At 68.1% G+C, this 14,245-nt stretch carries 12 protein-coding genes; 6 read left to right on the top strand and 6 right to left on the bottom strand.

Features of this window, described 5'->3' with window-relative positions; all coding sequences use genetic code 11:
- Window positions 1-269: 269 nt before the first annotated feature.
- The 3 genes from VSO01S_RS07060 to VSO01S_RS07050 all read left to right on the top strand — a co-directional run bounded on the left by VSO01S_RS07060 (window position 270) and on the right by VSO01S_RS07050 (window position 2,745).
- On the top strand, window positions 270-1,649 hold the full coding sequence (locus VSO01S_RS07060; protein ID WP_153305158.1) for an amidase family protein: 1,380 nt from the start codon (window positions 270-272) through the stop codon (window positions 1,647-1,649).
- Between the two features lie 88 nt (window positions 1,650-1,737).
- On the top strand, window positions 1,738-2,046 hold the full coding sequence (locus VSO01S_RS07055) for a putative quinol monooxygenase (protein ID WP_068641093.1): 309 nt from the start codon (window positions 1,738-1,740) through the stop codon (window positions 2,044-2,046).
- Between the two features lie 117 nt (window positions 2,047-2,163).
- Window positions 2,164-2,745, top strand: a complete 582-nt coding sequence (locus VSO01S_RS07050) for a hypothetical protein (RefSeq protein ID WP_068641092.1) — start codon at window positions 2,164-2,166, stop codon at window positions 2,743-2,745.
- 66 nt (window positions 2,746-2,811) lie between these two features.
- Here the strand turns inward: VSO01S_RS07050 and gap are convergent, their stop codons facing one another.
- Both gap and tkt read right to left on the bottom strand, forming a co-directional pair.
- Window positions 2,812-3,813 carry a type I glyceraldehyde-3-phosphate dehydrogenase gene (gene gap, locus VSO01S_RS07045; RefSeq protein ID WP_068641091.1) on the bottom strand — a complete coding sequence of 334 codons (1,002 nt, stop codon included), beginning with the start codon at window positions 3,811-3,813 and terminating at the stop codon, window positions 2,812-2,814.
- Between the two features lie 42 nt (window positions 3,814-3,855).
- Complete coding sequence (tkt, locus tag VSO01S_RS07040; protein ID WP_068641090.1) at window positions 3,856-5,907, bottom strand: transketolase; 2,052 nt, start codon at window positions 5,905-5,907, stop codon at window positions 3,856-3,858.
- A gap of 82 nt (window positions 5,908-5,989) precedes the next feature.
- Between tkt and VSO01S_RS07035 the strand changes: the two genes are divergently transcribed.
- Window positions 5,990-6,409, top strand: coding sequence for an S-adenosylmethionine decarboxylase family protein (locus tag VSO01S_RS07035; protein WP_068641089.1), 420 nt, complete (start codon window positions 5,990-5,992; stop codon window positions 6,407-6,409).
- Window positions 6,410-6,429: 20 nt separating this feature from the next.
- The gene (locus VSO01S_RS07030; RefSeq protein ID WP_068641131.1) at window positions 6,430-7,179 is read left to right on the top strand and encodes a nucleotidyltransferase family protein; all 750 of its coding nucleotides are present in this window, start codon (window positions 6,430-6,432) and stop codon (window positions 7,177-7,179) included.
- 55 nt (window positions 7,180-7,234) lie between these two features.
- Here the strand turns inward: VSO01S_RS07030 and VSO01S_RS07025 are convergent, their stop codons facing one another.
- Window positions 7,235-9,295 (bottom strand): hypothetical protein, encoded by a 2,061-nt coding sequence (locus VSO01S_RS07025; protein WP_153305157.1) that lies wholly within the window; start codon window positions 9,293-9,295, stop codon window positions 7,235-7,237.
- Window positions 9,296-9,427: 132 nt separating this feature from the next.
- Between VSO01S_RS07025 and VSO01S_RS07020 the strand changes: the two genes are divergently transcribed.
- Entirely contained in the window at window positions 9,428-10,816 is a 1,389-nt protein-coding gene (locus VSO01S_RS07020) for an aminopeptidase P N-terminal domain-containing protein (protein WP_068641087.1), read from the top strand.
- 25 nt (window positions 10,817-10,841) lie between these two features.
- Here the strand turns inward: VSO01S_RS07020 and VSO01S_RS07015 are convergent, their stop codons facing one another.
- From VSO01S_RS07015 to VSO01S_RS07005, 3 genes are read right to left on the bottom strand one after another with little or no spacing between them, the layout of a single operon-like run.
- Window positions 10,842-12,470, bottom strand: coding sequence for an FAD-dependent oxidoreductase (locus VSO01S_RS07015; protein ID WP_153305156.1), 1,629 nt, complete (start codon window positions 12,468-12,470; stop codon window positions 10,842-10,844).
- The gene (locus VSO01S_RS07010) at window positions 12,467-14,002 is read right to left on the bottom strand and encodes a polyamine aminopropyltransferase (RefSeq protein ID WP_068641086.1); all 1,536 of its coding nucleotides are present in this window, start codon (window positions 14,000-14,002) and stop codon (window positions 12,467-12,469) included. The genes VSO01S_RS07015 and VSO01S_RS07010 overlap by 4 nt, the downstream gene beginning before the upstream one ends.
- Window positions 13,999-14,217, bottom strand: coding sequence for a DUF350 domain-containing protein (locus tag VSO01S_RS07005; RefSeq protein WP_068641085.1), 219 nt, complete (start codon window positions 14,215-14,217; stop codon window positions 13,999-14,001). The genes VSO01S_RS07010 and VSO01S_RS07005 overlap by 4 nt, the downstream gene beginning before the upstream one ends.
- Between the last annotated feature and the right edge of the window lie 28 nt (window positions 14,218-14,245).

The raw sequence follows: 14,245 nt of genomic DNA, 5'->3' as shown, positions 1-14,245 counted from the left end.
GCACGGCCGACGCGCAGCGGCGACCAGGGTCTCCTGCACGTTGGTCATCCTCTATTCACCCAGAGCGGCTAAGCTTTCGAGAGCGACAGTCGCGCGGCGCTGGTAGGAGTGGCCTCCTCGGCAGCCGCCCGCACGGGCGGTACTCCGATGCCCGCGGCTGTCCTTTCAATCCACCTGCCGGGCCTCGACCTGTAAGCTGCACGGTCGGCGCGACGCGCCGCCCGCGCGGTTGCGCACCGAGCCTTGCCCTTCCGTGGAGTGAATGCCGCATGAGCCTGTCCAGCCCCAACACCTTCGAGGACCTGATCACGCAAGGCGCCAGCGCCTGCGCCCAAGCCGTCGCCGACGGCCAGGCCAGCGCGCTGGAACTGTGCGAGGCGGCCATCGGCCGGATCGAGACGCTCGACGGCGCCATCAACGCCGTGGTGCTGCGCGACTTCGACCGCGCCCGCGAGCAGGCCCGCGCCGCCGACGCCGCACGCGCACGGGGCGAGCGTTTGCCGCTGCTGGGCGTGCCGATGACGGTCAAGGAGTCCTTCAACGTGGCCGGCCTGCCCACGTCTTGGGGCCTGCCGCCCTTCAAGGATTTCCGGCCGCAGGCCGACGCGGTGGCCGTCCAGCGCCTGAAGGCGGCCGGCGCCGTGATCCTGGGCAAGACCAACATCGCCATGGCGCTGGCCGACTGGCAGAGCGTGAATCCGGTCTATGGGCGCACGGTGAATCCGCTGGACGCGTCGCGCTCGCCGGGCGGCTCCTCCGGCGGGGGCGCCGCGGCCCTGGCGGCCGGCATGGTGGCGCTGGAGCTGGGCTCCGACCTGTACGGATCGATCCGCGTGCCGGCGCACTTTTGCGGCGTGTACGGCCACAAGCCCAGCGTGGGCGTGCTGCCCGCGCGCGGCCACGACTTTCCGGGCACGCAGATGGAGCCGGGCGACCGGCCCGGGGTGGTCGGCCCGCTGGCGCGCCGTGCCGAAGACCTCGAACTGGCGTTCGGCGCCCTGGCAGGCGCCGAGGTGCCCGATGCCAAGGGCTGGCGCCTGGCGTTGCCGGCGCCGCGCCACGACCGGCTGCGCGATTGGCGGGTACTGGTGCTGGACCAGCACCCGGCCTGCGCCACGTCGCAGGCCATGCGCGGCGCCCTCGACGCGCTGGCCGGCCGGCTGGCGCGCGAAGGCGCCAAGGTGGCGCGCAGCAGCGAACGCCTGCCCAAGCTGCAGGACATCGCAGCGCACTACGCCACCCTGGTCACCACGCTGCTGGGCGCGTGGGAGCCCGGCGGCAGCACCACCCTGAGCGCGCACGACTGGATCCGCCTCATGGGCACCCGCGACCAGTACCGGGTGCAGTGGCGCGCCTTCTTCGAAGAGTTCGATGCGCTGCTGTGCCCGCCTTTCGGCTGCGCCGCCTTTGCGCATGAGGAGAACCCCGACTGGAATGCGCGGCAGTTGCGCATCGATGGCCAACCCACGCCCTACGGCGCCCAGGGCGCCTGGTCCTCCCTGGCCTCGATGGCCGGACTGCCCGCGACCGTGGCGCCCCTGGCCCGCGATGAAGAGGGCCTGCCGCTGGGCGTGCAGATCATCGGGCCCTACCTGGAAGATCGCAGCACCATCGCGCTGGCGCGCCTGCTGGGCGAGCTTGCGGGCTGATGCGCACGCGACGGCGCATCGGCCGCAAAGTGCTTAGGCTTGCAGCCGAAGCTCGTTCTTCCATCACCAACCACTGGAGACCCTTTTCATGATCCATGTCGTCGCCGTCATCACCGCCAAGCCCGGCCAGCGTGCCGCCGTTCTCGAAGCCTTCCAGGCCAATGTGCCGGCCGTGCTGGCCGAGCAGGGCTGCATCGAATACCAGGCCACCGTGGACGCCAAGGGCCTGCCGCCCTCGAAGGGCAGCGTGGGGGACGACACCTTCGTGGTGGTCGAGAAGTGGGAGTCGCTGGCCGCGCTGCAGGCGCATGGCGCGGCGCCCCACATGCAGGCCTATGGCGCCAAGGTGAAGGACCTGCTGGCCAGCCGGGTGATCCATGTGCTGGAACCTGTCTGACGAGATGATCCGGTCCTGACTTCGTGTCGAAAGCTGCGGCTTGGCCAGCCCAAGGGCTATCATCCGGCGGCCTCTTGTTCCCCAACGAGTTCCACCTTTCAGGAGAGGAAGAAAAAAGTGAACGTCGACAGGATCATCCACTTCGCCGGCGGTGTCGCCGCCATGGCCGCCGTTGCCGCGCTTGCTGGCTGCGCCAGCTCCACTGGGACGAGCGCCGCCGGTGCGCCAACCCAGGGGCCCCTCATCCAGAAGAAGGTCGCCTACGTCATGTCCGCAGGCGACAGCGGCAGGCAGGTGTATGCACCGGGCACCAGCGGAGATGTCGCGAGCCGGCAGCTCGAGCAGTCCGGCCTCGACGCCTTGCGCGCCGTGTACACGGACGTGGTGGTCGTGCCCTCGGCCAAGGACAGCGCAGGGATCCAGGCCGCAGGAATTTCCTATGTGTTCACGCCGCAGATCAAGGCCGACTTCAGTGCGCCGTCGCCTTTTGCCAAGCCGCTGACCGTCTTCAACACCGAGGTGGTGTGCATCGTCACCAATCCCGCGGGCTCCGAGCTCACGCGGGTGAAGGCCAACGGCGCCGGCAAGGCGGAGTTCGACGAGTTCCGGTATGACCCGGGCCTGGCCGCGCGCCGCGCATCCTCCGACCTGTCGGCCAAGCTCAGCGACGAGATCCGCAAGAACACGCTGCTGCGCTGAACCGGGATCGATGACCCATGAAAAACGCGCCTCGAGGGCGCGTTTTTTATTGGGCGTCGCTGCCGATTACTTCGAAACGACGCGAACCATTTCCAGGCACTTGTTCGAGTAGCCCCACTCGTTGTCGTACCAGCTCACCAGCTTGACGAAGGTGCCGTCCAGGGCAATGCCGGCCTCGGCATCGAAGATCGAGGTGCGCGGGTCGCCGCGGAAATCGGTGGCCACCACCTTGTCTTCGGTGTAGCCCAGCACGCCCTTGAGCGCGCCTTCGCTTTGCGCCTTCATCTCGGCGCAGATGTCCTTGTAGGTGGCTTCCTTGTTCAATTCCACCGTCAGGTCCACCACCGACACGTCGGAGGTCGGCACGCGGAAGCTCATGCCGGTGAGCTTCTTGTTCAGCTCGGGGATGACCACGCCCACCGCCTTGGCTGCGCCGGTGCTGGAGGGGATGATGTTCTCCAGGATGCCGCGGCCGCCGCGCCAGTCCTTGTTGCTCGGGCCATCCACGGTCTTCTGCGTGGCGGTGGCGGCGTGCACGGTGGTCATCAGGCCGCGCTTGATGCCCCACTTGTCGTTCAGCACCTTGGCCAGCGGTGCCAGGCAGTTGGTCGTGCACGAGGCGTTGGAGATGATGGCTTCGCCGGCGTACTTCTTGTCGTTCACGCCGTAGACGAACATGGGGGTGTCGTCCTTGCTGGGGGCCGACATGATCACCTTCTTGGCGCCGGCGGCCAGGTGCTTCTCGCAGGTTTCCTTGGTGAGGAACAGGCCCGTGGATTCGAGCACCACATCGGCGCCCACTTCATTCCACTTGAGGTTGGCCGGGTCGCGCTCGGCCGTCAGGCGGATGGGCTTGCCGTTGACGATGAGGGTGTTGCCCTCGACGCTGACTTCGCCCTTGAAGCGGCCGTGCACCGAGTCGTACTGGAGCATGTAGGCCAGGTAGTCGGGCTCGAGCAGGTCGTTGATGCCGACGATCTCGATCTCGTTCTTGAAGTTCTGCACGGCGGCGCGCAACACGTTGCGGCCGATGCGACCGAAGCCGTTGATACCGAGTTTGATAGCCATCTGTCTGCTCCTAGGGATAGTTGAAAAAACTGGGAAGGCGAATCAGCGCTTGAGAGCCGCCTCGACCGTGGCGGCCACGTTCTCCGCCGTGAAGCCGAAATGCTTGAACAGCACGCCGGCCGGTGCCGACTCGCCATAGGTGTCGATGCCGACCACGGCCGACACACCGTACTTCCACCAGCCGTCGGTGGCACCCATTTCGACGGCGATGCGCTTGATGCCCTTGGGCAGCACGCTCTTCTTGTAGTCGACGTCCTGGCGGTCGAAGGCGGTGGTGGAGGGCATGGAAACCACGCGCACCGCGATCTTCTTGGCGGCCAGCAGCTCCTGCGCCTTGAGCGCCAGCTGCACTTCGGAGCCGCTGGCGATGATCACCGCCGCCGTCTTCTTGGACTTGAGGCCCACGCGCTCCGGTTCGGCCAGCACGTACGCGCCCTTGCTGATGTCCGACAGGTCGCTCTTGGGCGAGTAGGGCAGGTTCTGGCGCGACAGCAGCAGGGCCGTCGGCTTGCTCTGGTTCTGCAGTGCCACGGCCCAGGCCACGGCGGTCTCGGCCGTGTCGGCGGGCCGCCAGACGTCCAGGTTGGGAATCAGGCGCAGCGAGGCGGCATGCTCGATCGACTGGTGCGTGGGGCCGTCCTCGCCCAGGCCGATGGAGTCGTGCGTGAACACGTGCACCACGCGCTGCTTCATCAGTGCCGCCATGCGGATGGCGTTGCGGCTGTAGTCGCTGAACGTGAGGAAAGTGCCGCCGTAGGGGATGTAGCCGCCGTGCAGCGCCACGCCGTTCATGATGGCGGCCATGCCGAACTCGCGCACGCCGTAGTTGATGTGGCGGCCCAGCAGGCCGTCGGGGTTCTGTTCGTTGCCCTCGCCGCGCAGCACCTCGCCCTGGCTGCCGAAACGCAGCGCCGGGGTGCTCTTGGTGTTGGTGAGGTTGGAGCCGGTCAAGTCGGCGCTGCCGCCCAGCAGCTCGGGCAGGGCGGCGGTGAAGGCTTCCAGCGCGATCTGCGAGGCCTTGCGGCTGGCCACGGTCTCGGCCTTGGTGTGGGCCGCCACCACCGCGTCGAAGGCGGTCTGGTGGAAGTTCTTGGGCAGCTCGCCCTTCATGCGGCGGGTGAACTCGGCGGCCAGGTCGGGGAAGGCCTTGGCATAGGCGGCGAACTTGTCGTTCCAGGCGGCCTCCTGCTTGGCGCCGGACTTCTTCGCGTCCCACTCTTCGTACACGGCGCCTGGCAGCTCGAACGGCGCGTGCGGCCAGTTGAGCGCGCTGCGGGTCAGGCCGATTTCGTCGGCGCCCAGCGGCTCGCCGTGGGCCTTGGCCGTGTTGGCGCGGTTGGGGCTGCCCTTGCCGATCTGCGTCTTGCAGATGACGAGGGTGGGCTTGTCGTTCTGCGCCTTGGCTTCGGCGATGGCCTTGGACACTTCGGACGCGTCGTGGCCGTCCACCGGGCCGATCACGTTCCAGCCGTAGGCCTTGAAGCGCTCGGCCGTGTTGTCGATGAACCAGGGCTTGACCGGGCCGTCGATGGAGATGCCGTTGTCGTCGTACAGGGCGATGAGCTTGCCCAGCTTCCAGGCGCCGGCCAGTGCGCAGGCTTCGTGGCTGATGCCTTCCATCAGGCAGCCGTCGCCCAGGAAGACATAGGTGTGGTGGTCGACGATGCTGTGGCCGTCACGGTTGAACTCGGCCGCCAGCAGCTTCTCGGCCAGCGCGAAGCCGACCGCATTCGTGATGCCCTGGCCCAGCGGGCCGGTGGTGGTTTCCACGCCCGGCGTGATGCCCGCTTCGGGGTGGCCGGCCGTCTTGCTGTGCAGCTGGCGGAAGTTCTTCAGCTCCTGGATGGGCAGGTCGTAGCCGGTGAGGTGCAGCACCGAGTAGATGAGCATCGATGCGTGGCCGTTGGAGAGCACGAAGCGGTCGCGGTCGAACCAGCCCGGGTTGGCCGGGTTGTGGCGCAGGTGGTCGCCCCACAGCGCGACGGCCATGTCGGCCATGCCCATCGGCGCGCCAGGATGGCCGGAGTTGGCGAGTTGAACGGCGTCCATCGCCAGCGCGCGGATCGCGTTGGCCATCAAGGCTTGGTTGGCCATCTTTTTGGCTTTCTGGGGGGAGAAGTTGGGGAGAACCCGCAATTTTAGCGGCCCGCAGCCGGCTGCTAGAGTTGACAGCCTTATGCATGGCCTGCATCTCACCGCCGATCTGCACGACTGCCGCTGCGCCAGCCAATGGTTCGTGGATGCCGAGTCCTTGGGCGCCGCATGCCGCGAGGCCGCCGCTGCCGCCGGCCTGCATCCGGTGGGCGAGCTGTTCCAGCCATTCCCGCCGACGCCCAGCGGACCGGGCGGCGTGACCGCCACGGTGCTGCTGGCCGAGTCGCATCTTTGCGTGCACACCTGGCCCGAATTGCGTGCGGCCACGCTCGATGTCTATGTCTGCAACGTCGGGGCCGACCGTTCGGCGGCCGCGCATGTCCTGATGGACGGCCTGGTCGCCCTGTTCAAGCCCCAGCGCAGCGACCGCAACGAGCTGCGGCGCGGCGCGCTGACGGGCGGCGGGCAGCATGCCGTGGCTGCGGCGCAGGTGGCCTGCTGATGCACGCGCGCGCCCAGGCCATGGTGCTGGCCGCCGGACGGGGCGAGCGCATGCGTCCGCTCACCGACGCCACGCCCAAGCCGCTGCTGCCCGTGCAGGGCAAGCCCCTGATGCAATGGACGCTCGAGGCACTGGGGCGCGGAGGATTTCATGACGTGCTGGTCAACACCGCCTGGCTGGGCGAGCAGATTCCCGCGCACTTCGGCGATCGATTCATGCCACCGGCAGACGGCCGGCCGACAGCCGCCATGGCGCTTTCGTATTCGCACGAAGGCGCGGACTTCGGCGCCGCGCTGGAGACGGCAGGCGGCATCGTGCGTGCGTTGCCGCAACTGGCGGACGTGTTCTGGGTGGCGGCGGGCGACATCTTTGCGCCCGGGTTCGAATTCAGCCGGCAGGCCGTGGCGCGCTTTGCCGACAGCGGGCGGCTGGCGCATCTGTGGCTGGTGCCGAATCCGGCGCACAACCCGCGGGGGGATTTCGGCATCGCCTCCGGCGGCAGTGCGCTGTCCCGGCCCGAAGATGGACAGCCGAGCTACACCTTCTCCACCATCGCCCTGTACCGGGCCGAGTTCTTCTGCGCCCCGCGCTGCGAGATACCCGCGGGCAACGCCGCCGGCGTGAAGGCGGCACTGGCGCCCATGCTGCGCCTGGCCATGGACGAGGGCCTGGTCGGTGCCGAGATCTATCACGGCCCCTGGACCGACGTCGGCACCCCCCAAAGACTTGCGGCGCTGAACGACCCGGAGGGCCGCGCAGCGCCGCAGTAAGGAAAGAAGGGGGACGATCAGGCGCGCCCTGCGCCCATCCGTCCCGCTTCGGTGATCACGGCACGTTGGCGCCAGTGACCATGAAGGGCTTGCCCGGCAGCACGGTGGCACCGCCGTATTCGAACTTGGCCTGGTTGTCCGCACCCATCAGGCAGCCCGTGGGTGCCGGGCAGGCGCCGCCGGGGTTGGTATGGAAGACCACCGGTCCCCAGCGATAGTTGCGCACTGCCTTGCCACCGTAGTCGGCCATGGTGAGCATCTGGAAGGCCGTGCCGTGGTTCTCGTTGTCCTCGATGGCGATCGGGTCCACGATGCGCGAGTCGCGCAGCACGTCGGCACGCACCGTGCCGCTGTTGTGGTCCGCCGACAGGTCGACCCAGCGAACCGCACCTTCGGCACGCGAGAGCACCATCAGGTTCTCGTTGATGCTTCCGCCGGCCCCATCGCCTCGCACGTAGGCGATGCTGGTGGGGTTGCGCCCGACGGGCACGCTGCCCACCTGGTTGATGGCCGCCGTGTTGGCGCCGCTGCCGTTGCCGTAGCCGCCCAGGTCGAACAGCCGCAGGTAGCCCTCTTGCGTGGCGATGAACGCGCGCAGGTTGTTGCCCCACATCGTGGTCTTCACGGCGGTCGGGCGGGCGCCCAGGTCCATCACCTTCACGACTTGCGGACGCGCGCTGTCAGGCATCTGCGAGAAGGCGAAGGGCCACTGGTTGTCGGCCTGGCCGAGGGTGGTCGTCTTGTCGTAGTTGGACTTGGCGCCGAAGTACATCGAGCGGTAGTAGCTGAACAGCGGCTTCAGGTCGATGAAGGCCGCGCGCTGCTCCGACTTGGAGACCACCACTGCGACACCGCCATTGGCATAGCCGCCGACGTTCCTGCCCGACACGTAGGTCTGGCGAACGGTCTCGTCAGCCAGCGGCGTCTGATAGTGGGTGATGTAGTTGCCGCTGGCGTCCTGCGGACGGCCGGTCGAGGGATTCCAGCCCGTGGTGGCGGAAATCTCGGTCGGTGCGCGCATCGTCTCGGGCAGGTCGACAAAGCCCAGCAGCTTCATGAAACCGATGTTGCCCAGGTTCGGCAGGCCGGGATGCACGGCGCCCCATTCGCCCCAGTAGTTGGTGAACTGGTCCGGCCGGCTGGCGGTGCAACCCTCGCAAATGCCCGCCAGTGCGATCACGGCAATCTGGCCACGCTGTGTGGTCGTGTCCCACACGCTCACCAGCGCGAACTCGCCGCTGTTGGTCTGCGTGACCGCCGTCGGCACCTTGTTGGCGGGCAGGCGCAACGAGGCGGCGGCGGAGGCCGTGTTGCTGCCCCAGCCGGTCGACAGGAGGCCGTCCTGGTAGGCCACCACCGGCTCCATGCACCAGCCCGGGTTGCCGAAGCAGCGCGCCGCGGCCACCGGGCGGCGAGCGCCCAGATTCTTGCCGTGAATGTCGTCCAGGCCGTTGAAATCGACATTGGCGTAGTCGCTCGCGACCTGGTCCGCACTGAAGGCACGGCCTTGCAGGCTCGGGATCGGCTGCGGACGCTGCATGAACTCGTTGAAGGTGGTAGCTGCGGTCAGCAGGTTGCTCACGCCCACGCGAGCGTCCGGCGCATCGGCGACGAACAGCGCGTTGTAGAAGTTCTGGAAGTAGTCACCCACATACGAGCTCTCGGGCCCGCCCACCTGCCAGTAGCCGCCGTCCGACGCGTACTTGCGCAGGTTGTCCGCACGCTGGTAGAGCTGCGGCGCACCGCCCTTCTGGACCGCGGGTGCGGCGGGATCGTCGCCATAGCGGTAGTCCAGGCCTTCGGGGGCGCTGATCTTTGCCGCCATGGCGACGTAGGCCGCCGGATCGACGGAGTTGCTGCCATTGGTCACCTGCCCGCCGGTGGCCGAGCCGGAACTCGCCAAGGGGGCCGAGGGGCTGGTGGTGCCGCTGGGGGTACTTGCCGGGGCCGTGGGGCTGGTGCTCGCGGCGCCGTCCGTGCTGCTGTTGATACTCGCGGCGCCGTCCGAGCCGGTGCCGGAAGCTTGCGCGCTGCCGCTGCTGCCGCCGCCTCCACCGCCACATGCGGTGAGCGCCAGGAGCGTTGCGAGGAAAACACTACTCTTAATTACTTTCAAGGCCATATCCTTCATTCGACATAACCAATTCTTTCTATTGACAGCTGCCCAGGCAATCGTTCTTGCAAACCTTTTCACGATCTGCGCGACTGCAACACCCACCTGTTACAGACGTATGGCATCGTGACGCCTATGACAAACAACTCTCCCTACGCTGACCGGCGTGCCCGCCTGGCCGCCCAACTCGGTGCCGGCGGCATCGCGATCGTTCCCACCGCGCCGGAGCGCCAGCGCAACCGGGACAGCGACTACCTCTTCCGCCACGACAGCTACTTCTTCTATCTGACCGGCTTCACCGAGCCCAATGCGTGGCTGGTGCTCGAGGGAAATGGCCGCAGCACCCTTTTCTGCGCGCCCAAGGACCTGGAGCGGGAAATCTGGGACGGATACCGGCTAGGCCCCGAGGCCGCGCCGCATGCGCTGGGCGTGGACGCGGCCTGGTCCATCGACGAGCTCGACAAGCAAATGCCACGCCTGCTGGAGAACCGCGAGGTCGTCTGGTACAACTTTGCGACTCATAAAGGCCTCGAAACTAGGGTAGACCAGTGGTTGCAGACGGTCCGGGCCCGGGTGCGCTATGGCGCAATTTGTCCGGAGGAGCAGCGCGATTTGTGCGGCCCGCTTGACGAAATGCGGCTCGTCAAGGACGCCCACGAGCTGGATGTCATGCGAAAGGCCGCAGCCATCAGCGCCAAGGCCCACATCCGCGCGATGAAGTTGTCCGCCAATATGTTGCGCAAAGGCGACGATGTGCGCGAATACCACCTGGATGCCGAGTTGTTGCACGAATTTCGCCTCAACGGCTCGCAATACCCGGCATATGGCTCGATCGTCGCGGCAGGCGCCAATGCCTGTGTGCTGCATTACCGAGCCGATGTCGCCCCCGTCAAGGACGGCGACCTGGTGCTGATCGACGCCGGTTGCGAGCTGGATGGCTACGCCAGCGATATCACGCGGACCTTTCCGGCCAACGGCAGGTTCACCGGTCCGCAACGCGCCCTGTACGACCTGGTGCTGGCCAGCCAGGACGCCGCAGTGGCTGCCACCAAGGCGGGCGCGCGCTTTACCGACCCGCACGAAGCCACCGTCAAAGTGCTGGCCCAGGGCCTGCTCGACCTGAAGATCCTGGACGCGAAAAAGCTGGGCACGGCCGAGGATGTGATCGAGCAGCGCGCCTATTTCCCCTTCTACATGCATCGCACCGGCCATTGGCTGGGCATGGATGTGCACGACTGCGGCAGCTACGTGGAGCCGAGCCAGATCGGCGAGACCAGCGAGCGCAAGGACCCGCTGTCGGGTGAGACGATCACGAACCGCCCCAGCCGCATCCTGCGTCCGGGGATGGTGCTGACCATCGAACCCGGCCTCTACGTGCGGCCGACCGAAGGCGTGCCGGACGAATTCTGGAACCTGGGCATTCGCATCGAGGACGACGCGGTGGTCACCGAGACGGGCTGCGAACTCATCAGCCGCGGCGTGCCGGTGAAGGCCGACGAGATCGAAGCGCTGATGAAGGCCTGAGGCCCGGCGGGCGCCAGGTCTGTCTTCAGACTGCAGGCCGGCCGGCCACTGCCGTGCCGGCCCAGTGGCCGCGGCTGAAGGCCTCTTCGAAGATCGAGTAGCCCGACCAGTCGGCATGCGCGAAGGCCACGCGGCCCTCGCGAACCAGGCGCTGCGGCCTGCCCCCCAACTGGGCGAGCAGGCCGGGCGCCGGAATGGCCATGGCGTGGCCATAGCGGGTGATCTGGATGCGCGTCGCCAGGCCGGCCAGGTCGGGATGGGCCGCGGACAGCTCGGCCAGCAGTTCGTCGCGCCAGGCGGTCCACGGGCGCTCCAGCAGCAGGCGCCGGCCGTCGATGCCGGCGTCATGGCGGCTGGGCCCCAGCGGCCGATACCAGCTGATGACCGTCTCGCGCGGCGTCGGGTCCAGGCGCTGGTGGCCGGCATCCACATAGCCCAAGCCGCGCGTTCCGTAGAGCACGTTGTCCCAGCTCGGCGCGGCGCCCGGCCGGTCGGCCAGCGGCGCGCCCAGATGCACGTTGGCGACAAGCCAGGGCGCATGGCGCAGCGTTGCCGCCGCCCGGCGAAGGAAGTCGGGTGGGCTTTCCACCACGCGCGCCGCCAGGAAGATGGGCAGGGCGACGATGCAGTGCTCGGCCTGCCAGCGTACGAGCGCGCGCCTGCCGGCGTCGAAGACGTCGACTTCCACGCCCGAGCGCCCCTGCGAAATCCGCATCACCACCTGGCCGCACAGCACACGCTGCGCCCCGAGCGGCTCGGCCAGCCGCCGCGTGAGCCAGCCGTTGCCCTCGGCCCAGGTCAGCACGGCATCGCGCTCCGGCGACTCGTCCGCCGCCGAACCCGGCGCATGGAAGCCGTGGCGGCTGGCGAAATAGTGGATGCCGGCCCAGGCAGAGACCGCTTCGCTGCCGGCGCCGTAGTCGTCGCGACAGCAGTAGTCGAGGTACCAGCGCAGGTGCGGATCATCCAGGCCTTGCTGGTCCAGCCAGGCGTCGAAGGGCTGCGCATCGAGCGCCAGCTGCCCCGGGCCCAGGGCCGAGCGCGCCATGGGAATCGCGAAATGCTCGCGCCGGCGCAGCGATTCCACCAGCGAATCGAATCGCTGGTACTGCGCGAGGGTGCCGGCAGGCACGCCCTGCACCGGCAACAGCCCTTCCTGCCACCGGCCTTCGAAGAACAGGCGCTCCTGCGGGCTGTGGCACAGGTGGCGCTCGTCGTATTCCCAGCGGCCGGCCACGCGCCGCCGCAGGCCCAGCTCTTCCAGCAGGTCCTGCACTTCGCGGGCGTCGTCGCCGGGCACGGGCAGGTAGTGCGCGCCCATGGGGCAGGGCACGCCCTTGACCGCCGTGCCTCGGCTGTTGCCGCCAGGCTCGTCCTCCAGCTCCAGCAGCACGAAGTCCTCGATGCCGGCCAGCCGCAGGGCGCGCGCTGCCGCCAGGCCGGCGACGCCGCCGCCCGCGATCACCACGCGGGTGCGGCGCGATTCCTGCGGTGCCTTGCCGGCCAGGCTGCCATCGCGCAACGCATGGCCGCGCGCCATGTCGATGCCTTCGAAGCCGCCTCCGATGTGCGACGCCGAGGACGACGGCGCCTCGCACGCCGCCAGCGCCAGGCTGCCGGCGGCCGCGCCGAGGAAGCGGCGGCGCCCGATCATGGCTTGCCCCACTCGTGCTCGTAGGTGGTGACCAGCACCTGGTTCGACAGCCGGTTCACCGGCGCCGGCACGCGTGCCATGTCGGGCGGAAAGGCGAACAGCTGCGGCAAGGTATCCAGCGTGAGAAAGCGCAGGCCGGCGGGCAGCGCGTCGGGCGTGCGCCAGGGCCTGCGGCTGGCGACGATGAAGCCCCACTCGCCAAAGCTCGGGACATGCGCGTGATAGGGCGTGGCCGCCAGGCCCACCGATTCGATGGTGGCGGCAACGGTCCAGAAGCTCTTGCGTGCGATGAGCGGAGAAGTGGTCTGCACCACCGCATAGCCACTGGCCGACAACCGCTTGTCGAGCAGCGCGTAGAAGGAGTTGGTGTAGAGCTTGCCGATGGCGAAGTTGGTCGGATCGGGAAAGTCCACCACGATCACGTCGTAGGTGTCGGCCCCGTCGCTCGCGTCCTGCTGCAGCCACTGGAAGGCATCGGTGTTGACGATGCGCAGCTTGCTCGATGCAAGCGAGTGGCCGTTGAGCGCCGCCAGCGTCGCGTGGCTCGAGAACAGCTCGGTCATGTTCGGATCGAGTTCCACCAGCGTGACCTGCTCGACCGACGGGTACTTGAGGATCTCGCGCACCGCCATCCCGTCGCCGCCGCCGAGCACGGCCACCTTCCTGGGCGCGCCGTGGGCCGCCATCACCGGATGCACCAGCGCCTCGTGGTAGCGGTACTCGTCGCGCTCGGCGAACTGCAGGTTGCCGTTGAGGAACAGGCGGTGCCCGGCGCTGCCGCGCGTGACGACGATGCGCTGGTAGGGCGAGCTGGCGCTGAAGACGATGCGGTCCTGGTAGAAGCGATCTTCCGCCACGCTGGTGATGCGATCCGCTTGCGCGAAGGCCAGGCCGAGCAGCACCAGCGTGGCGGCACAGGCCAGCGCATGCGCAGGCAGGCGCCGCAGTTCATGCCGGAACAGCCACAGCGCCCACACCGCCACGGCCGCATTCATCCAGCCGAACAGAAGGCCGGTGCGGATCATGCCCAGGTGCGGCACGAGCAGCAGCGGAAAAGCCACCGACACCGCCAGCGCCCCGAGGTAGTCGAAGGTGAGCACCTGCGAGACCAGCTCCTTGAGCTGCACATGCCGGCGCAGGATGCGCATGACCAGCGGAATCTCCAGCCCCACCAGCGTGCCCACCACGACCACCATGCCGTAGAGCAGCAGCCGGAAGGCGCCCGGCACCCAGGCATTGGCCAGGTAGAGGAGGGCCGGCATCAGCCCGCCCACGCACGCCACCAGCAACTCGATGCGCAGGAAATGCGCCGGCAGCTGGCGCTCCAGGAAGCGCGAGAGCCAGGAGCCCAGCCCCATCGCGAACAGATAGGTGCCGATGACCGTGCTGAACTGCAGGATCGAATCGCCCAGCAGGTACGAACTCAGTGCCGCGGCCGTGAGTTCGTACACCAGGCCGCAGGCGGCCACCACGAAGACGCTGGCCAGCAGGGCCAGGTCCACCGGGCCCGGACGGCGCGCGGCGGGGTTCAATGGATGGCGGCCGCCACGATGATGGAGATGCCCAGGGACATGGCCGCAACCACCAGCGCCAGCGCGCGGTTCTGCTTCTCGACGATCTCGTTCCACAGGTCATAGGGCGTGAGCTTGTCGATGACGACGAAACACACGCAGAACACCACCACGCCGATCAGCGCGTAGACCAGCGAACCCAGCACCACCGCCGGCTTCAACCATTCGATTCCCATGACGACCTCCTTTTGAGGGTGATTGGTG

Origin of the sequence: Variovorax soli NBRC 106424 (assembly GCF_001591385.1) — a bacterium.
Taxonomy (GTDB): Bacteria; Pseudomonadota; Gammaproteobacteria; order Burkholderiales; family Burkholderiaceae_C; genus Variovorax; species Variovorax soli.
The sequence above is the reverse complement of the archived record's forward strand: the minus strand, read 5'-3'. Positions and strand labels throughout refer to the sequence as shown.